The sequence below is a fragment of the Azoarcus sp. L1K30 genome, assembly GCF_018122735.1.
Lineage (GTDB): Bacteria > Pseudomonadota > Gammaproteobacteria > Burkholderiales > Rhodocyclaceae > Parazoarcus.
This window is the reverse complement of record NZ_JAGRRD010000001.1, coordinates 3475642-3494433: the sequence shown is the minus strand read 5'-3', so window position 1 is coordinate 3494433 and position 18792 is coordinate 3475642. Positions and strand designations below refer to the sequence as shown.

15 protein-coding genes are annotated in these 18792 nt (G+C 62.3%); 5 read left to right on the top strand and 10 right to left on the bottom strand.

Annotation, left to right across the window (positions count from 1 at the left end; genetic code table 11):
• Positions 1–2: 2 nt before the first annotated feature.
• From J5J83_RS16065 to rpmH, 10 genes are all read right to left on the bottom strand, one after another.
• Positions 3–2123 carry an ATP-binding protein gene (locus J5J83_RS16065; RefSeq protein ID WP_212350854.1) on the bottom strand — a complete coding sequence of 707 codons (2121 nt, stop codon included), beginning with the start codon at positions 2121–2123 and terminating at the stop codon, positions 3–5.
• Entirely contained in the window at positions 2120–2719 is a 600-nt protein-coding gene (locus J5J83_RS16060; protein WP_249115751.1) for a DUF4390 domain-containing protein, read from the bottom strand. The genes J5J83_RS16065 and J5J83_RS16060 overlap by 4 nt, the downstream gene beginning before the upstream one ends.
• Entirely contained in the window at positions 2679–3929 is a 1251-nt protein-coding gene (gene rsmB / locus J5J83_RS16055; RefSeq protein WP_249116035.1) for a 16S rRNA (cytosine(967)-C(5))-methyltransferase RsmB, read from the bottom strand. The genes J5J83_RS16060 and rsmB overlap by 41 nt, the downstream gene beginning before the upstream one ends.
• Positions 3930–4201: 272 nt before the next feature.
• Positions 4202–4975 carry a TSUP family transporter gene (locus J5J83_RS16050; RefSeq protein WP_212353249.1) on the bottom strand — a complete coding sequence of 258 codons (774 nt, stop codon included), beginning with the start codon at positions 4973–4975 and terminating at the stop codon, positions 4202–4204.
• Positions 4975–5766, bottom strand: a complete 792-nt coding sequence (locus J5J83_RS16045; RefSeq protein ID WP_212350850.1) for a methyltransferase domain-containing protein — start codon at positions 5764–5766, stop codon at positions 4975–4977. The genes J5J83_RS16050 and J5J83_RS16045 overlap by 1 nt, the downstream gene beginning before the upstream one ends.
• Complete coding sequence (locus tag J5J83_RS16040) at positions 5750–6034, bottom strand: oxidoreductase-like domain-containing protein (RefSeq protein ID WP_212350848.1); 285 nt, start codon at positions 6032–6034, stop codon at positions 5750–5752. Before J5J83_RS16040 ends, J5J83_RS16045 begins: the two co-directional genes overlap by 17 nt.
• Before the next feature lie 105 nt (positions 6035–6139).
• The gene (mnmE, locus tag J5J83_RS16035) at positions 6140–7501 is read right to left on the bottom strand and encodes a tRNA uridine-5-carboxymethylaminomethyl(34) synthesis GTPase MnmE (RefSeq protein ID WP_212350846.1); all 1362 of its coding nucleotides are present in this window, start codon (positions 7499–7501) and stop codon (positions 6140–6142) included.
• Positions 7470–9113 carry a membrane protein insertase YidC gene (gene yidC / locus J5J83_RS16030; protein WP_212350845.1) on the bottom strand — a complete coding sequence of 548 codons (1644 nt, stop codon included), beginning with the start codon at positions 9111–9113 and terminating at the stop codon, positions 7470–7472. The genes mnmE and yidC overlap by 32 nt, the downstream gene beginning before the upstream one ends.
• Positions 9114–9243: 130 nt before the next feature.
• On the bottom strand, positions 9244–9669 hold the full coding sequence (gene rnpA / locus J5J83_RS16025; RefSeq protein ID WP_349251906.1) for a ribonuclease P protein component: 426 nt from the start codon (positions 9667–9669) through the stop codon (positions 9244–9246).
• Positions 9608–9742: a 50S ribosomal protein L34 gene (gene rpmH, locus J5J83_RS16020; RefSeq protein ID WP_002926183.1), complete on the bottom strand. Its 135-nt coding sequence runs from the start codon at positions 9740–9742 to the stop codon at positions 9608–9610. The genes rnpA and rpmH overlap by 62 nt, the downstream gene beginning before the upstream one ends.
• 328 nt (positions 9743–10070) lie before the next feature.
• Between rpmH and dnaA the strand changes: the two genes are divergently transcribed.
• The 5 genes from dnaA (at position 10071) to J5J83_RS15995 (ending at position 18791) form a co-directional block, all read left to right on the top strand.
• Entirely contained in the window at positions 10071–11546 is a 1476-nt protein-coding gene (gene dnaA, locus J5J83_RS16015; RefSeq protein ID WP_212350840.1) for a chromosomal replication initiator protein DnaA, read from the top strand.
• 44 nt (positions 11547–11590) lie between these two features.
• Positions 11591–12697, top strand: a complete 1107-nt coding sequence (dnaN, locus tag J5J83_RS16010) for a DNA polymerase III subunit beta (RefSeq protein ID WP_212350838.1) — start codon at positions 11591–11593, stop codon at positions 12695–12697.
• 97 nt (positions 12698–12794) lie between these two features.
• Positions 12795–15296, top strand: a complete 2502-nt coding sequence (gene gyrB, locus J5J83_RS16005; protein ID WP_212350836.1) for a DNA topoisomerase (ATP-hydrolyzing) subunit B — start codon at positions 12795–12797, stop codon at positions 15294–15296.
• A 184-nt stretch (positions 15297–15480) separates the two neighbouring features.
• Positions 15481–17772 (top strand): class I SAM-dependent DNA methyltransferase, encoded by a 2292-nt coding sequence (locus J5J83_RS16000; RefSeq protein WP_212350834.1) that lies wholly within the window; start codon positions 15481–15483, stop codon positions 17770–17772.
• Positions 17769–18791, top strand: a complete 1023-nt coding sequence (locus J5J83_RS15995) for a virulence RhuM family protein (RefSeq protein ID WP_212350832.1) — start codon at positions 17769–17771, stop codon at positions 18789–18791. Before J5J83_RS16000 ends, J5J83_RS15995 begins: the two co-directional genes overlap by 4 nt.
• The last annotated feature ends 1 nt before the right edge of the window (position 18792 follow it).

Here is an 18792-nt window from a genome sequence, read left to right as displayed (position 1 = left end):
ATTCAGTTTTCACCGTTTGTCATGGTGGTCCGCAAGCGGATGCGAATCTCCGCACCGCCGCTGTCACGATTGGCGATTCTGACGTCGCCGCCGTGCTCGGACACGATTTTCTTGACCATTGCGAGACCAAGCCCTGTCCCCTTGGACTTGGTCGTAAAGTAAGGCTCGAATGCGCGGGCCAGGATTTCCGCCGGAAAACCGGGGCCGTTGTCGCGACATACCAGCAACACCCTGTCGCCCTCGACCCGGACGATCAGGGACACTTCGCCATCGTCCCGGCCAGCGACCGCATCCTGAGCATTCTGCAGTATATTGTGGATGATCTGGCGAATCTGCGATGCATCGCCAAGCACCTTGGGCAGCCCCCTGTCCACCTGCAGTCGAATCTGCACCGGCGCACTCTCGTACAGATGCAGCACCTCGGGTATCAGCGCCGCAAGATCGAGCGCGACCAGTTCGGGCGCCGGAAGACGCGCGTAGTCACGAAAGGCATTGACGAGATTCTTCATCGCCTCGACCTGATTCACGATCGTCCGCGTCGCGCGCTCCAGCATCGCCCTTCCGTTCTCGTCGAGCTGATCGGCGAGCTTGAGTGCAAGTCGCTCGGCGGACAACTGGATCGGTGTAAGCGGATTCTTGATCTCGTGTGCCAGGCGCCGCGCCACTTCCGCCCATGCCGCCGTGCGCTGCGCCTCGACCAGGCGGGAAATGTCGTCGAACACCACCACCAACCCGCCGCCGGTGCTCTCCGGCAGTCGCGAACCATGGACCAGCAGCGTCAGCGGCGAACTATCCGGCGACGGAATGTCGATCTGCTCATGCCAGTCGCCGTCGTGCGTCGCAAAACCCTCCAGCAGCGCGTCGCGGAACGCATGGTGCCGTACCCAGTCGGCAAGTGCAATGTCTTCGAAACCGGCCAGGTCATCGGCAAGAATCTCCATCGCGCCACGATTGGCCGCGCGCAGGGTGCCATCGTTGGCGAATGCGAGTACGCCGGTCGACAGGTTGGCAAGCACGCTCTCGAGATAGGCACGTGCGGCTTCCACCGCTGCACGGTTACGGTCGGCGGCGGCGCGTGCATCTTCAAGCTGCCGGATCATCTGGTTGAACGACTGCGTGAGGACACCGAGTTCGTCCCTTGCGGGCAGGGCCTGGCGAGGGCTGTAGTCGCCCTGCGCAACCGCCTGCGTACCTTCGGCCAGGATCAGCAGCGGCGCCGCAAGACGACGCGCCAGCACGAAGGAGACCGCCACCGCGGTCAGCAGGGCAAGCAGGAGCGTCAAGGTCAGGGTCAGGCTGTAGATGCGCTTGAGCCCCACGCGCCCGAGCGTCAGTTGCTGGTAGTCACGGAAAGCCTCCTGCACCGCTTCGGCATGGCGGGCAAAGGTGTCGGGCACGGGCTGAGTGAGTTGCAGCAGGTTCGGCTCGCTCAGCGAAGAGCGGCTTGGAATCGGCACCACGACCCGTATCAACAGCTTGCCATCCGGGTAGCTATCGACGGTATTGACGCTGCGACTCTGGCGCGCCTGTCGCATCTGCGCCGACGAGGGCAGGTCCGGCATCAGGGCAGACAGGCTGTCACTGGCGGTGGCCAGCACCTGTCCGCCGGTCGACAGCACCGTGACACTCCCGACCCCCGCATTCTCACGCAGGCGATTCAGATGGGTGGGCGAAAAATTCTCTACCCCCTCCAGATCAAGCGCCATGTCGCCGGCTTTGGCATTGACCTGGCTGACCAGGTAATCGAGTGCATTCTGCCCCAACGCGATGCCACCTTCGAGGGCGGAATCGACGCGGACGTCGAACCACGACTCGATACTGCGCACCACAAACTGCAGCGACACTGCATACACCACCAGGCCTGGCAGCAGGGCCATGAGGGCGAACATCATCATCATGCGGTACTTGAGGCGGGAGCCGAACTTCCGCGCCTGGTACTCGCGCCACAGCGAGCGTAACTGCACCCCCACCAGGCCCGCCAGACCGACCGCGACGACCCCATTGAGCGCCAGCAGATACGGATAGCGCTCGGCAAACAGATCCGAGTTCGCACTTGCGGAGGTGAGCAAGTAAAGCGAAATGCCGGCAATGGCGGCGACGACGGCAAGGACGATGCGCTTCATCTGGAAGTGGCCGCCCCGGGCAGGAAAGTCCAGCGTAACCAGTCGGTCCCGACGTTCCACTCGCGGCTGCCAATGGCCGTAACCTGGAATGGCTTGGGCAGTTGGGCCGTATCGAGGCGGAAACGCAGCGATGCCTCATGCGACACACCGGGCGTCAGATCCTCCAGCCCGGCGACCTGCCAGTTTCGGATACGCTGCATCGTCAGCAGTGCCGAATCGAGACTGTCAAAGCTCTGATGCAGGGAGCCGATCGACAAGCGGTAACTGCGGGTGATGGCATGGTAGGAAATTCGATAATTGAGCTCGCGCTCGGCGACCACCTCGTTCATCCAGTACCAGCGCGGCCGCTCGATGATCACCTCGGCAACAAAAAACAGCGCCACCCCCCGGGTGACGGCATCCGTCAGGCGGGAATTGAGGTCGAGTTCGATGTCGGCGTTGAGCACATAGCCGCCCTCCCCCTCGACGATTTCGGCGTGGGTGATTCGGCTCTCATCAGCTGCAAGCGCGGTAAACGAAACCAGCGCCAGCAGCAGGAACAACTGCCGGGCGAGATCAGCAATGCTTGCGCAGGCGCGCATAGAAAAAGCCGTCATGGTCCGCAGTCGGTGGCAAGAAACACGCTTCATCAGCCTCAATGGCATAGGGCTCTGCATCCGGGTGGCGGGCGCGAAATGCCGCAATCTGACGATGATTCTCGTCGGCGAAAACGGAGCAGGTCACGTAGAGCATTGTGCCACCAGGCGCCAGCGTCTGCCAAAGTGCATCGATAATCTCCGCCTGCTGATGGACGAACCCGGCGATGTCCTCCTCCCGCCGCAGCCACTTGATGTCGGGGTGCCGTCTTACCACGCCGGACGCGGAACAGGGCACATCGGCAAGGATGCGATCAAAGGGCTTGCCATCCCACCACGTTGACAGCTTTCGGCAGTCGGCAACCTTGATGTTCGCTTTCAGCCCGAGGCGATCGAGATTGAGCCTCACGCGCGCGGCGCGGACGGGATCGAGTTCCAACGCCGTCAGCTCGACATCTGCGCGCTCGAGTATGTGCGCGGTCTTACCCCCCGGCGCAGCACATGCATCGAGAATACGCTCACCATCCTTCGCGTCCAGCCAGACGCCGGCCCATTGCGCACCGGCATCCTGCACCGACAGACGTCCCTCGGTAAAGCCCGGCAGACGCGCGACCGGGATCGGCTGTTGCAGCAACACGGCACCATGGTCAAGCACACGAGCGGGGATCCCGGCATGATCGAGGGTCTCCAACACGGCAGCGGGGGAAGTCATCCGCGCGTTGACTCTGAGCGCCATGGGCGGATGCAGATTTCCGGCTTCGAGGATGCGTTCCCATCCCTGCGGATGATCCCTCCGCACCCGATTGATCCACCACTGCGGGTAGGCGTAGCGTGCCGCGATGTCTTCGCTCCGCCAAGTGTCGTGCCGGTGCGCTTCGCGCATGACGTTTCGCAGCACACCGTTGACCACGCCCTTGAGCGCGGGGTACACCGCCGCCGCGGCATCGACCGCCTGATCCACCAGGGTATGCGACTGTGCGGGCCGCTGCTCGAGTCTGTACAGCGACACCAGCAACAGTGCGTGCAGATAGATCGGCAGCGGCTTATGGAGAAACTGCACGAGCAGCGCATCACCACGGCCAAATTCGCGCAGGGTCGACCAGCTCAAGTCGCGAATCGCCCCCCGGGTCGCGTCGGACCACTGGGGATTTTCGCGCAGGGTCGATTCGTACAGATCGGTCAGATTGCCGCCGTCAAGCACATGGGCGACCAGCAACGCGGCCTGCTGCAGGGCGTAACCGAGCCCGTCCTCGGGCAGGACGGGTCTTGCCGGCGGGCGCGGCGAGCCCTGGTGCTGATCGCCGCTGCGGGCGGATGCGTTTTGTCGCTTGCTATGTCGATTCACGGCTATCTTCTTGTGTGGATGGTTGGCCGTCGCGACGGCCTCGTTCCTGCCGGTGCGCATCGGACGCTTCTCCGAGGCCGGGTCACGATGCCACGCCTGCGCCGCATGGGCTGAGTCGCACGACAGGTTTCGCGTGTTTCACGTGGAACACCTTGCCATCAGACACCCGCGAGCGTGTCATAGGCAAGTTTTGCAATCAGCAGCGACACCACGAACAGGAACATCTTACGAACGAAAACCGTGCCATGGCGCAGCGCCGTCCGCGACCCCACAATGGCACCGGCGAGGTTGCAGGCGGCCATCACGAGCGCCAATTTCCAGAGTATCTCGACCGTCGCAGCGAAATAGCAGATCGCGGCCAGATTGGTAGCGACATTGAGAATCTTCGCAGTCACCGATGCACGCAGGAAGTCCATTCCCAGGCAACGAATGAACAGAAAGATCAGAAAACTGCCGGTTCCCGGACCGAAGAAGCCGTCGTAGAAACCGATGCCTGCGCCGATGGCGACTGCGACGAGTTGCGTCCTGAGCGTATAGGGTGCCTCGCGAGATACCGAGCCCATATCCTTGCGCATGAAAGTATAGCCCGCCACCAGCACCAGGAGCAGCAGAATTAAGGGGCGGAGTACGGTCGGGGGAAGAAAGACCACCGCCTTCGCACCATACCACGACCCGACCAGTGCAGCTGCCGCGCCTGGCAGCGCGATACGCCACGGTATCGTGACCCGGCGCCCGTACTGAACGGCGGCGCTGGTCGTTCCGACGATACTGGCAACCTTGTTCGTACCGAACAGCACTGCAGGCTGTACGGATGGGAATGCAGCGAACAGTGCCGGAATCTGTATCAGACCGCCACCCCCGACCACCGAGTCAACAAAGCCCGCACAGAAGGCACCCAACCCGAGTACGACGAAGAGAAGCTCGCCCTCGATCAGCATGTTTCACGTGAAACAACGATCTGTGGTGTCCGTGCGACCATGAAGGTCCGCGTAAACGGAAACAGCACCGACCCGTCAGTCCGTACTGGGTAAGCTGCACTCAGCTCCTCGCGCAGCGCCGCACCGAAGGCATCACGCTGCACCACGTCCAGCCTCGAAAAATACGGCACCAGCGTCGTACCCGCCAGCCAGTCGAACACCCCATGTTCGCCCTGCAGCACCTGAAAGTAAGTCGTCTGCCACACATCCACCGTCGCGAAGCATGCGCTCAGCAACGTATGGTAAGCATCGGCATCGAGTACCGCCCCCATCCGCGCTTCCCCGAGCACCGCCGACCATTCAGGCCGCGCCGCGATGTCGCGGATCAATCGGTGTGATGGAGCCGAGAAATTCGCAGGCATCTGTACTGCCAGCACCCCATCGTCGGCCAGCATGCCCGCCAGGCGTCGGAGCTGGTGCGGATGATCGTCGACCCAATGCAGCGCGGCATTGGAAAACACGAGGTCGACCGCTTCGCGCGGCATCCACCGCGAAAGGTCCGCCTCGATCCATGTCAGGGCCGGCCATCGTGCGCGTGCCCGCTCCAGCATCGCTGGCGAACTGTCGACGCCGAGCACCTGCGCCTGCGGCCAACGCTGCAACAGCAAACCGGTCAGATTGCCGGGTCCGCAACCGAGATCCACAAGTTCACGCGGCTCGATACCAGGAATCCGGTTCAGCAGATCGAGGGCAGGCCTGAGCCGCAGATCGTGAAAGGTAAGGTATTGGTCAGCGTTCCACGTCATCGCCAGACTCCACTCGCATCAAATCTTCACGGCACACCATCTCGACCGAGGCGAGACGTTCTGCCACCTGATCACGCCAGTACCCGAGCGCAGCAAAGTAGCCCTCCCACACGCAGCCGTTGCAACCGCGGCCGCAGCAACTGTCGGGTGGCGATGGTGGCGGTCGATGGCTCAGGCCGGCATCGGCAAGCAGATCGAGGGCAAGCCCGATCATGTGCTGCGCGTCATCGACGTTCTTCAACGGAAGCGCAAAGGGATCGAGGCTCATTGTGCATCACCGCCGGGTGCAGGCAAACGTATCGGTGTCACGCCAAGACCAACCGCAGGACCGCACCGTCCTTCATGCCAACGCCATGCAAAAACAATCTTCCCATCATTTTCCGATGCAGAAACGGGAGAATATGACGCCGAGCAGATCGTCCGCAGAAAACTCGCCAGTGATCTCGCCCAGCTTCTCCCCGGCCAGTCGCAGCTCTTCAGCGAACAACTCCAGCGCACAAAGTTGCCCCGCAGCAAGGTCGATGTGCGCCAGCGCGGCCTTCAACGCAAGCAGGTGGCGCTCCCGCGCGAGGATCACGTCCTCACCGTGCGCATGCCAGCCTGCAACACGGAGCAATTCACGCCGCAACAGATCGATGCCCAGCCCCTCGCGCGCCGACACCTGCAGCACCACCACGCCGTCGCGTTCGAGCCGCGCGGGCGCCAGCTGGCACAGGTCGATCTTGTTGATCACGGTAATGCACTCGACCCCCGGCACCAACTCGAGATCGATATCCGTTCCGCCGTCGGCTTCGCCGGGGCGGACAGCATCGACCAGGCGCAGCACCACATCGGCGCGTTCGAGCTCGCGCCGGGTGCGTTCGATGCCGATCCGCTCGACCACATCGCTGGTGTCGCGCAGCCCCGCGGTGTCGATGATGTGCAGCGGGATGCCTTCAATCTGGATGGTCTCTCGCAAGGCGTCGCGGGTCGTGCCTGCCACCTCGGTCACGATGGCACGATCCTCGCCGGCGAGCTGGTTCAGCAGACTCGACTTGCCAACGTTCGGCGCGCCTGCAAGCACCACGTTCAATCCACTGCGCAATAGCGCGCCCTGGCGCGCACGATCCAGTACGCCTTCAAGGCGCTGCCGGATGTCGAGCAGCCGCGGCATGGCGCGCGCCTGCTCGAGAAAATCGATCTCTTCCTCAGGAAAATCCAGCGTCGCCTCGACCAGCATGCGCAGGTCGATCAGGCCGTCGCGGATCAGCTGGATCTCTTCGGAGAAGCGCCCCGATAGCGATCGGAGCGCGGACTGTGCCGCCGCTGCGGTGGAGGCTTCGATGAGATCGGCGACGCTCTCGGCCTGAGCCAGATCGAGTTTGCCGTTGAGAAAGGCGCGCCGGGTAAACTCACCGGGCTCCGCCAGCCGCGCCCCGAGCTCGAGACAGCGGTCGAGAAGCATTTGCATGACCACCGGTCCGCCATGGCCCTGAAGCTCGATGACGTCTTCGCCGGTAAATGAGGCCGGCGCAGGAAAGTAGAGCAGAAGCCCTTCGTCGAGCGCCTGCCCAGCGCTCCCCAGAAAACGCGTGAAGCTGGCCATCCGGGGTTTGGGCTCGCGCCCACTCAGCGCCCGCGCCAAAGGCGCCAGCGCGGCGCCGGAAATGCGAACGACGCCGACACCTCCCCGGCCCGGCGCCGTTGCAATTGCGGCGATGGTGTCAGGCAGGCTTGCTGCTGCCTGCCTTGCCACGCTCGATCATCCGCGTGATCTGCCACTGCTGAGCAATCGACAGAATATTGTTCACCACCCAGTACAGCACCAGACCGGACGGGAACCACAGGAACATGAAGGTAAACACGATCGGCATCGCCATCATCACCTTGGCCTGCAGCGGGTCCGGCGGTGTCGGGTTGAGCTTCATCTGGATCAGCATCGAGACACCCATGATGATCGGCAGGATGAAGTACGGATCCTTGGCCGACAGGTCGGTGATCCAGCCCAGCCACGGCGCCTGACGCATCTCCACGCTACCCAGCAGCACCCAGTACAGCGAGATGAACACCGGGATCTGCACCAGAATCGGCAGGCAACCGCCGAGCGGGTTGATCTTCTCGGTGCGATAGAGATTCATCATCTCCTGCTGCATTTTGGCCTTGTCGTCGCCGTACAGCTCCTTCATGCGCTGCATGCGGGGGCCGAGCACGCGCATCTTCGCCATCGACTTGTAGCTTGCAGCCGACAGCGGGAAGAACAGCGCCTTCAGCATCACCGTCACCAGAATGATGGACCAGCCCCAGTTGCCGATCATCTTGTGCAACCACGACAACACCCAGAACAGGGGCGCTGCGATCACCGTCAGCCAGCCATAGTCGACCACCAGGTTGAAACCGGGGGCGATGCTCTCCAGGTGAGCCTGCTCCTGCGGGCCCACATACAGACGCGATTCCGCCTTGCCCTCGGCCCCCGGCGCAATGGCTGCCACCGGCAGGATCACCCCTGCCGAGTACAGGCCATTGCCCACCTTACGGGCGAAGAACTCGCGCTCGGTGCCCGCTGCCGGCAACCAGGCGCTGACGAAGTAATGTTGCACCATCGCCACCCAGCCATCGGGCGCGGTCTTGATGAACTTGGCCTTGCCGTCGTCGATATCGGAGAACTTGATCTTCTGGTACTTGGCTTCATCGGTATAGAAGGCCGGCCCGGTGAAGGTCGTCACGCCGAAGGCCTGGACCTGCTCGGCCGGGGTGCCATCACGCGTGAGCTGGAAATAGGCGTGACCGCCCACCGGCTCGGTGCCGCCATTGACGATCTCGTAATCGACATTCACCAGATAGCTGCCACGGGTGAAGGTCATCACCTTGGTGACCTTCACGCCATCCTGCTCCGGCGCCTCGAGACGCAGCACCAGCTTGTCCTCGCCCGCCTTCAGCACCTGCTCGCCGGCCGGCAGCGAGAACACGGTACGGTGATTGGGCAGATCCTTGCCGATCAGACCGGATTCCGCCGCATAGTGGTGAACCTCGCCGTTATCGAAAACGAGGAAGCCACGCTCATGGTCGGCAGTCGACTTGTGCTTGAGCAATTCGAGGCGAACGATGTTGCCGCCCTCGGCCGAGACGTCCGCACGGAAAAGGTCGGTGACGACCTGCACCGTCGGCGCGGTGGACGCCGCGGTGACGCCGGGCACCGCGGGCACGCCTGGCGCTGCCGCAGTGGGCGTTGGAACCGATGCCCCTCCAGCGTTGGCCGCCGCAGCGACAGGCGCCGGCGCGGCCGGCTGATTGTGCTTGATCCATCCGTCCCACAGCATGACCAGGGACAGGGAAAACACCAGAAGTAGGATGAGGCGACGTTGATCCATCGGGTTCGTGGTCGTACGGTCGTTAGTCAGGGAACGGAATGATACTCGCCCTGTGTGAAAAACAAGCGCGGCCCGGCATCAAACAGCGGCCGGGGGCTGAAACAACCCTGCCTGACCGGCGCCCCGATGCTCATGCCCGCGGCAACCTGGACAGCAATTGCAAGACATCCTGGTTCAACTCGGCCCGTGTGGCAGCGGCCACCGGCGCGTGCAGGCGCACGATCAGATCGCACGCGGGGAGCGTTACGCGCTGTCGGCGAAAGTTCTCGCGCGCAATACGTTTTACCAGGTTACGGACGTTCGCCCGCTTTGCCAGCTTCTTCGCTACCACAACGCCCAACCGTGCGGACTCGAGCCCGCTGGGCCGGTAGTGCAGCATATAGAAGCGGCCGCGAAGGGCACGCCGAAAAGCAAAAACGGATGAAAATTCATCCGTTTTGTGCAGTCTGTGAGCGCTACCGAAACTCTGATCAGCGCCCGCGAGGTCGGTCACCTCAGACAGCGAGGCGATGACGGCCTTTGGCGCGACGGGCACGGATGACCGCACGACCGCCACGGGTCTTCATGCGGACCAGAAAGCCGTGGGTGCGCTTGCGACGAACGACGGAAGGTTGGTAAGTGCGTTTCATGATCGGCTGCCAGTGGTAAAGTCAAACGGGGGATTTAATTCGATAATGCGCTGTTTGTCAAGAATAATTGGCGCATTTGTACAAAAGTGTCGACACACTGAAATCTCGTCCGCGAATGCGCGTCCCTGTGGATAAGTGCGTCGGCGACGGGTAGAATCCACGCCTTGACCATCCCGTCGGCACGCGATGCTGCACCCAGTCACGGTGCCCGTCAGCCGGCGGCAATATTCCCAGAACAGGCCCAAAGGCCGTCGCTCACGCGTCACCTGCGTTGCAGGCGACGCGTATGCATTCGAGACCCGTGCCAAACACTCAAACTGTCCCTTCCGTGAATCAGGAATTCTGGCCCTTCTGCCTGGCGCGCCTGGAACAGGAGCTGCCACCGCAGCAATTCAATACCTGGATCAAGACGCTGCAGGTCATCTGTGGCGACGACAATGGCGCCGGCCCGGCGCTGACCCTCGTCGCGCCCAACCGCTTCGTGATGCAATGGGTGCGGGAGCGCTACCTGCGCCGAATCGGCGAGCTGGGCGACGAGTTTCACGGCGTGCCGCTTCAGCTCGACCTGCAGTTGCCGGCGCCCGGTGCCGCGCGCACCCCGCTCAAGCCCGCGGCCGCCATTGTGCCGGCAGGCGCGCCGCCGGGCGCACCGCCGCCCGCCGCGGCCGCATTGAGCCCTGCCGCGACAGTGGCGCCCATCCGCGAGTCACGCCCCGAACCGGCTCCCGCGATCATCCGCAGCGCGCCGTCCGAACCGCAATCCGGCACCGAGCTCGCCTACGACAAGACCCGCCTCAACGCCGACTTCACCTTCGACACCCTGGTCACCGGCCGTGCCAACGATCTGGCACGGGCGGCCGCCATGCAGGTGGCGCAGAACCCCGGCACCTCGTACAACCCGCTGTTCGTATACGGCGGCGTCGGCCTGGGCAAGACCCACCTGGTGCACGCCATCGGCAACGCGGTGTTCCGCCACAATCCGCGCGCCGTGGTGCGCTATGTCCACGTCGAGGACTACTACGCCGACGTCGTGCGCGCCTATCAGCAGAAGAGCTTCGATGCGTTCAAGCGCTACTACCGCTCGCTCGACATGCTGATCATCGACGACATCCAGTTCTTCAACAACAAGAACCGCACCCAGGAAGAATTCTTCCACGCCTTCAATGCGCTCACCGAAGCCAAGAAGCAGATCGTCATCACCTGCGACACCTACCCCAAAGACATCCAGGGCCTCGAAGACCGCCTGATCTCGCGCTTCGACTGGGGCCTGACGGTGCAGATCGAGCCGCCCGAGCTCGAAATGCGGGTGGCGATCCTGCAGAAGAAGGCCGAAGCGCTGCGCGTGGCGGTCGACGACGACGTTGCCTTCCTCATCGCCAAGAACCTGCGCTCCAACGTGCGCGAACTCGAAGGCGCGCTCAATAAGGTCGTCGCCTACGCCCGCTTCCACGGCCGCGGCATCTCGCTCGAAGTCGCCAAGGAAGCGCTCAAGGACCTGCTCAACGCGCACAACCGCCAGTTGTCGATCGAGCACATCCAGAAGACCGTCGCCGACTACTACAAGATCAAGATTGCCGACATGCACTCCAAGAAGCGCACCCGGGTCATTGCCCGTCCGCGCCAGGTAGCGATGTGGCTGGCCAAGGAGCTCACCCCGATGTCGCTGCCGGCCATCGGCGAAGCCTTCGGCGGTCGCGACCATACCACCGTGCTACACGCTTGTCGTACCATCACCGAGCTGCGCCTCGGCGACCACCAGCTCAACCACGATGTACACGTGCTCACCCAGGTCCTGCGGGGCTGAGCCAGCGATGACTTCCCGATCAATCTTCTGACCAGACTGACGCCATGCTCCTGCTCAACACCACCCGTGATGCGCTTCTTGCCCCGCTGCAGTCCGTGGCCGGCATCGTCGAAAAGCGCCACACCCTGCCCATCCTGTCGAACGTGCTGATCGAGAAGCAGGGCGACCGCCTGACGCTGCTCGCCACCGACATCGAAATCCAGATCCGCACCACCACGGCCGGCAATGCCGGCGGCGAAGACGTCTCCATCACCGTGGCTGCACGCAAGCTGCAGGACATCCTGCGCGCGCTGCCCGACACCGACGTCAACCTCACCCTCGACGACAAGCGCCTCACCGTCAAGGCCGGCAAGAGCCGCTTCCAGCTGCAGACCCTGCCCGCGGCCGACTACCCGCGCATGAACCTGCCCGATGGCGACGCCACCCGCTTCAGCGTGCCGCAGCGCACCTTCAAGCGCCAGCTCGCTCAGGTCGCTTACGCCATGGCACAGCAGGACATCCGCTACTACCTCAACGGCCTGCTGCTGATCGCCGAAGGCAGCGAACTGCGCATGGTCGCCACCGACGGCCACCGCCTTGCCTACGCCGCCAGCGAACTCGAAGCCCCGGTTGCCCAGCGCTGCGAAACCATCCTGCCGCGCAAGACCGTGCTCGAACTGTCGCGCCAGCTCGCCGACAACGACGATCCGCTCGAAGTCATCCTTGCCGGCAACCAGGCGGTGTTCCGCTTCGGCGCCATCGAACTCGTCACCAAGCTCATCGACGGCAAGTTCCCCGACTACCAGCGCGTGATTCCGCAGAATCACCCCGGCCTCGTCACCCTGCCGCGCCAGACCCTGCTGTCCTCGCTGCAGCGCGCCGCCATTCTCACCAACGAGAAATTCCGCGGCGTACGACTGGTGCTCGACGACGGCATGCTGCGTATCGTCAGTTCCAACGCCGAACAGGAGGAAGCGCAGGAAGAGCTCGAAATCGACTACCAGGGCGACAAGCTCGACATCGGTTTCAACGTCACCTACCTGCTCGACGTGCTCAACAACCTGTCGTCCGAAACCGTCGAATGGCGCTTCAACGACGGTAACTCGAGCGCACTGATCACCCTGCCGGGCAACGATCACTTCAAGTATGTCGTGATGCCGATGCGCATCTGAAGCGCGCGCGTCGCATCCCCCATGAACCCGGCCCGTGCCGGGTTCGATGCCCCCGGCCAGCCGGGGGCACGTTCTTTATGAATCACCCGAGATGACCATGTCCGAACCGCAAAACCTGCCCACTGCGTCCGCAATCGCGCACGAAGACTACGACGAAACCAGCATCCAGCAACTCGAAGGCCTCGAGGCCGTGCGCAAGCGCCCCGGCATGTACATCGGCGACACCTCCGACGGCACCGGCCTGCACCACATGGTGTTCGAAGTCGTCGACAACGCCATCGACGAAGCCCTGGCAGGCCATTGCGACGACATCGTCATCACCATCCACGCCGACAACTCCATCTCCGTCACCGACAACGGCCGCGGCATCCCGGTCGGGGTCAAGATGGACGACAAGCACGAGCCCAAGCGCAGCGCGGCCGAAATCGTCATGTGCGTGCTGCACGCCGGCGGCAAGTTCAACCAGAACAGCTACAAGGTGTCGGGCGGCCTGCACGGCGTGGGCGTGTCGTGCGTGAACGCGCTGTCGAAATGGCTGCGCCTCACCGTGCGCCGCGACGGCAAGAAGCACTTCATGGAGTTCAACCGCGGCGTGCCGCAGGACCGCCTCATCGACGTCGTCAACGGCATCGAGACCAGCCCGCTCAAGGTCATCGGCGACACCAGCCGGCGCGGCACCGAGGTGCACTACCTTGCCGACGAAGAGATCTTCGGCACCATCGAATACCACTACGACATCCTCGCCAAGCGCCTGCGCGAGCTCTCCTTCCTCAACAACGGGGTGAAGATCCGCCTGCTCGACCAGCGCACCGGCAAGGAAGAAGACTTCGCCTTCGCCGGCGGCGTCAAGGGCTTCGTCGAATACATCAACCGCACCAAGACCGTGCTGCAGCCCACGGTGTTCTACGCCGCCGGCACCACCCGCATCCCCACCGGCGCCGGCCACGATGCCGAACTGTCGGTCGAAGTCGCGATGCAGTGGAACGACAGCTACGCCGAACAGGTGCTGTGCTACACCAACAACATCCCGCAGGCCGACGGCGGCACCCACCTCACCGGCCTGCGCGCGGCGATGACCCGCGTCATCAACAAGTACATCGAAGAAAACGAGATCGCCAAGAAGGCCAAGGTCGACATCACCGGTGACGACATGCGCGAAGGCCTGGCCTGCGTGCTGTCGGTCAAGATGCCCGACCCCAAGTTCGCCAGCCAGACCAAGATGAAGCTGGTCTCGAGCGAAGCCCGCCCGGCGGTGGAAGAAGTCGTCGCCAGCAAGCTCACCGACTTCCTGCTCGAGAACCCGCTCGACGCCCGCACCATCTGCAACAAGATCGTCGAAGCGGCCCGCGCCCGCGACGCCGCCCGCAAGGCGCGCGACATGACCCGCCGCAAGGGCATCCTCGACGGCGTCGGCCTGCCCGGCAAACTCGCCGACTGCCAGGAGAAAGACCCCGCCCTGTGCGAACTCTACCTGGTCGAGGGCGACTCCGCAGGCGGCTCGGCCAAGCAGGGCCGCGACCGTAAATTCCAGGCCATCCTGCCGCTCAAGGGCAAGATCCTCAACGTCGAGAAGGCCCGCTTCGACAAGCTGCTGCAGAGCCAGGAAATCGCCACCCTGATCACCGCGCTCGGCACCAGCATCGGCAAGGACGACTACAAGCCCGAAAAGCTGCGCTACCACCGCATCATCCTGATGACCGATGCCGACGTCGACGGCGCCCACATCCGCACCCTGCTGCTCACCTTCTTCTATCGCCAGATGCCCGAACTGGTCGAGCGCGGCCACATCTACATCGCCCAGCCGCCGCTGTACAAGATCAAGCACGGCAAGAGCGAGATGTACATCAAGGACGACCACGAGCTCAACAACCACCTGCTCAAGCTCGCGCTCGAAGGCGCCGTACTGCTGCCACGCGCAGACGCCGACCTGATCACCGACGAGACCCTCGGCGGCCTCGCCCGCAGCTACCTGCTGGCCGAAGCCGTCATCCGCCGCCTCGCCAGCTACATCGACCCCGAAGTGCTGCAGGCCATGCTCGCGCACGACCTCCCGGTCAGCCTCGACGACGAAGCCGCCGCGCGCGACTCCGCCGCCCGCATCCAGCCCCACCTGCCCGACGACCTCAAGATCTACGCCGAATACCACGAGGAATCCGAAGGCTGGCGCCTCACCATCGAGCGCCTGCACCACGGCAATCGCAAGTTCGGCTGGGTCGAGCACGACTTCCTCGTCTCCGGCGACTATCGCACCATCCGCACCGCCAGCGAATCCATCGCCGGCCTCATCGGTGCCGGTGCCGAAATTCGCCGCGGCGAAAAGCGCCAGCCCATCGTCCGCTTCGCCGACGCCATCACCTGGCTGCTGGCCGAAGTCGAACGCGGCCTCACCAAGCAGCGCTACAAGGGTCTGGGCGAAATGAACCCCGAGCAGCTGTGGGAAACCACCATGGACCCGGCGGTACGCCGCCTGCTGCGCGTGCAGATCGACGACGCCATCGCCGCCGACGAGATCTTCACCACGTTGATGGGCGACAACGTCGAGCCGAGAAGGGCGTTCATCGAGAGCAATGCGCTGTATGCGCAGAACATCGATATCTGACGATATGATGTGATGACACAAGTGGCAACCTCCACATTTGGGTAGCCAATCAAAGCTACTTAGAATATCGCGCAACAGACTAAAGAAAGAGGCTAACCAAGCCTCTTTCTGCTTTTTGGAATACCATTTTCATTTTTACGCACAACTGCTTGCGTGACCTGATGTTTCGGGAAAAATAGATTCGATGAAAAACTACGAAGCGCTCAAACAACAAGGCGATGTGATCTGGAACATCGCCAATCTTTTGCGTGGTCCCTACCGTCCGCCCCAGTATCGCCGGGTAATGATTCCGCTGACCGTGCTTCGCCGTCTCGATTGCGTGCTGGAAAGCAGCAAGGATGAGGTGATCGACTACCATCGCAAACTCAAGGCCGACGGCAAGTACGATGCCGAAACCATCGAGACGATGATCAATCATCGCTTCAAGCTCAGTTTCCACAACACCAGTGAATTTACCTTCCAGAACCTGCTGGGTGATGCCGATAAATTGGCGGCCAACCTGAACAACTACATCGCCGGTTTTTCGGCGCGGGCGCGGAAAATCATCGAGAAGTTCAAATTCGATGAAGAAATCGAGAAGCTGGACGAAGCCAACCGCTTGTTCGAGGTGGTCAAGCAGGTCGCAGCCATCGATCTGCACCCGGATCGCATCACGAACATCGAAATGGGCTACCTGTTCGAAGATTTGGTCCGGCGTTTCAACGAACAAGCCAATGAAGAGGCTGGCGACCATTTCACGCCGCGTGAAGTCATCAAGCTGATGGTCAGCATCCTGTTCACCCACGACGATCTGGTGTACCGGGAAGGCAAGGTCATCAAGATTTACGACCCCACTTGCGGCACCGGCGGCATGCTGTCCGAATCCGACAAACTGATTCTCCACCCCGAAACCGGCCTCAATCCGGGCGCCAACCTGCAACTCTTTGGCCAGGAGTACAACCCAGAGTCCTACGCCATTTGCGGCTCCGACCTGATGATCAAGGGCGAAGAGGTCAAGAACATCGTTTTCGGCAATACCCTTGGCACCGGCAAGAGCAAGGAAGGCTTTGTCGATGGCGACGGCCATCCGGACGAGCGTTTTCATTACATGCTGGCCAATCCGCCTTTCGGTGTGGAATGGAAGCCGGAAAAGGACAACGTCACCCGCGAACACAACGCATTCGGCTTCAAGGGACGGTTCGGACCCGGTCTGCCGCGCATCAACGATGGCGCGCTGCTTTTCCTGCTGCACATGATTTCCAAGATGCGGCCAGCACCGGAAAAGGGTGGCGACGGCTCACGCATTGCCGTGGTCTTCAACGGTTCGCCCTTGTTTACCGGGGACGCCGGCAGCGGCGAGAGCAACATCCGTCGCTGGATCATCGAAAACGACATGCTCGAAGCGGTCATCGGCCTGCCCGACCAGCTCTTCTACAACACCGGCATCTATACCTACGTGTGGATCGTCACCAACCGAAAGCGAGCGGAACGGGCGGGAAAAATTCAGCTGATCAACGCCACCGAATTTGCCCGCAAGATGAAAAAAAGCTTGGGCGACAAGCGCAAGCGCCTGGGTGACGGTACCGATGGCAGCAGCACGGAACCTGATGGCTCGCCGAACCACATCGCCGTCATCACCCGCCTCTACGCTGATTTTCAACACGATGCCCGGATGACCCTGGGTGAGATTGAAACCAATATCGACCCCAAGCGTGACCAGACAAAATCGCTGTGTGTCAGCAGGGTGTTCGACAATCGCGAATTCGGTTACCTGAAGATCACTGTCGAACGCCCGCTGCGCCTCAACTTTGCAGTCACCGACGAGCGTATCCAGCGCTTCCAGACCGGCACCTTTTTTGAATCGCTGGCCATTTCGCTCAAGCGCAAGAACAAGGCAAAAATCGAAGAAGAAATTCTCGAAGGCAAAGCCGCCCAAGCCGCCATCCTGGCCGTGCTGCAAACCCTGAAACCCGCCTTTGCCGAAGGCCAACTGGTCAAGGACCGCAAAATCTTCGAGGGGCAACTGAGCGATGCCTTCAAGGCCGCCGATTTGACGCTTGATCTACCGCTGAAAACGGCCTTGCTGGCAGCGGGTGCTCTGGGCGAAAAAGACCCGAGCGCCGAAATTTGCCGCGACAAAAAGGGCAATCCGGAACCCGATGCGGATTTGCGCGACACCGAAAACGTGCCCTTACCGAAAGATATTGAGCTGCCGCTGCCGCTCGATTACGAGAGCAAAAAGAACAAAGGCAAGGTCGATGTCGATCCCTTGTTGAAGCTCGTCCGCGCGCATTGCGAGGCCTATCTTAAAGCCGAAGTATTGCCTTACCGCCCCGATGCCTGGATCGAGCACAACAAGATCAAGGTCGGCTACGAAATCCCCTTCAACCGCCATTTCTACGAATACGAGCCGCCGCGCCCGCTGGCAGCCATCGAGGCGGATATCGAGCAACTCGAAAGCGAAATCATGGCCATGCTCAAGGCGGTGACCGCATGAGTAGCGGCATCGACGCCAAGCCCGGCGGCGAATTCGTTCTCTATGAGACCGAGGACGGCCAGAGCCGCATCCAGTGCCAACTGGTCGACGGCACGCTCTGGCTATCGCAAATGCAGATGGGCGAGCTGTTTCAGCGCTCCAAGCAAACCATCAGCGAGCACCTGCAAAACATCTTTGAAGAAGGCGAATTGCCAGAGGATTCAGTTGTCCGGAATTTCCGGACAACTGCCGCCGATGGCAAAGCCTACGATGTCACGCACTACGCGCTCGAAGCCATCATCGCCGTCGGCATGCGGGTCAAATCCGTGCGCGGCACCCAGTTCCGGCGCTGGGCCAATACCCAGCTCAAGGAATTCATCGTCAAAGGCTTCGTCATGGACGACGAACGCCTCAAGAACCCCGGTGGCTGGGACTACTTTGACGAACTGCTGGCGCGCATCCGCGACATACGCGCTTCCGAAAAGCGTTTCTACCAGAAGGTGCGCGATCTCTTTGCCCTGAGCGACGACTACCAGGCCAACGAAAACGCCGCCCAGCAGTTCTTTGCCGAAGTACAGAACAAGCTGCTCTACGCCGTCACCCGCAAAACTGCCGCCCAGATTGTCGTCGACCGCAGCAATCCGGATGCCCCGAACATGGCGCTGACCACCTGGAGCGGCAGCCGCGTGCGCAAGCAGGATGTCATCGTCGCCAAGAATTACCTGACGGCTGACGAAGTGGACACGCTCAATCGCCTGGTCGTCATCTTTCTCGAACAGGCCGAACTGCGCGTCAAGGAACGCAAGCAACTGACGCTGGATTACTGGCGCCAGAACGTCGACCGCCTGCTCGAATTCAACGAACGCCCGGTGCTGCAAGGCGCCGGCCGGATCAGTGCCGAACAGATGAAGGGCATCGCCCACGAACGCTACGAGGTCTTCGACGCGCGGCGGCGTAGCGCCGAGGCGCTGGCGGCGGATGCCGAGGATTTGCGGATGCTGGAGTCGGTGGAGAAGCAGGCGAAGGGGAAAGGCAAGTGAG

Excerpts from the sequence above, each read along its gene's own strand:
- yidC (WP_212350845.1), bottom strand. The coding sequence starts at position 9,113 with ATGGATCAACGTCGCCTCATCCTACTTCTGGTGTTTTCCCTGTCCCTG.
- gyrB (WP_212350836.1), top strand. The coding sequence starts at position 12,795 with ATGTCCGAACCGCAAAACCTGCCCACTGCGTCCGCAATCGCGCACGAA.
- J5J83_RS16045 (WP_212350850.1), bottom strand. The coding sequence starts at position 5,766 with ATGACGTGGAACGCTGACCAATACCTTACCTTTCACGATCTGCGGCTC.
- dnaN (WP_212350838.1), top strand. The coding sequence starts at position 11,591 with ATGCTCCTGCTCAACACCACCCGTGATGCGCTTCTTGCCCCGCTGCAG.
- J5J83_RS16040 (WP_212350848.1), bottom strand. The coding sequence starts at position 6,034 with ATGAGCCTCGATCCCTTTGCGCTTCCGTTGAAGAACGTCGATGACGCG.
- J5J83_RS16000 (WP_212350834.1), top strand. The coding sequence starts at position 15,481 with ATGAAAAACTACGAAGCGCTCAAACAACAAGGCGATGTGATCTGGAAC.
- rpmH (WP_002926183.1), bottom strand. The coding sequence starts at position 9,742 with ATGAAACGCACTTACCAACCTTCCGTCGTTCGTCGCAAGCGCACCCAC.
- J5J83_RS16065 (WP_212350854.1), bottom strand. The coding sequence starts at position 2,123 with ATGAAGCGCATCGTCCTTGCCGTCGTCGCCGCCATTGCCGGCATTTCG.
- J5J83_RS16060 (WP_249115751.1), bottom strand. The coding sequence starts at position 2,719 with ATGACGGCTTTTTCTATGCGCGCCTGCGCAAGCATTGCTGATCTCGCC.
- J5J83_RS15995 (WP_212350832.1), top strand. The coding sequence starts at position 17,769 with ATGAGTAGCGGCATCGACGCCAAGCCCGGCGGCGAATTCGTTCTCTAT.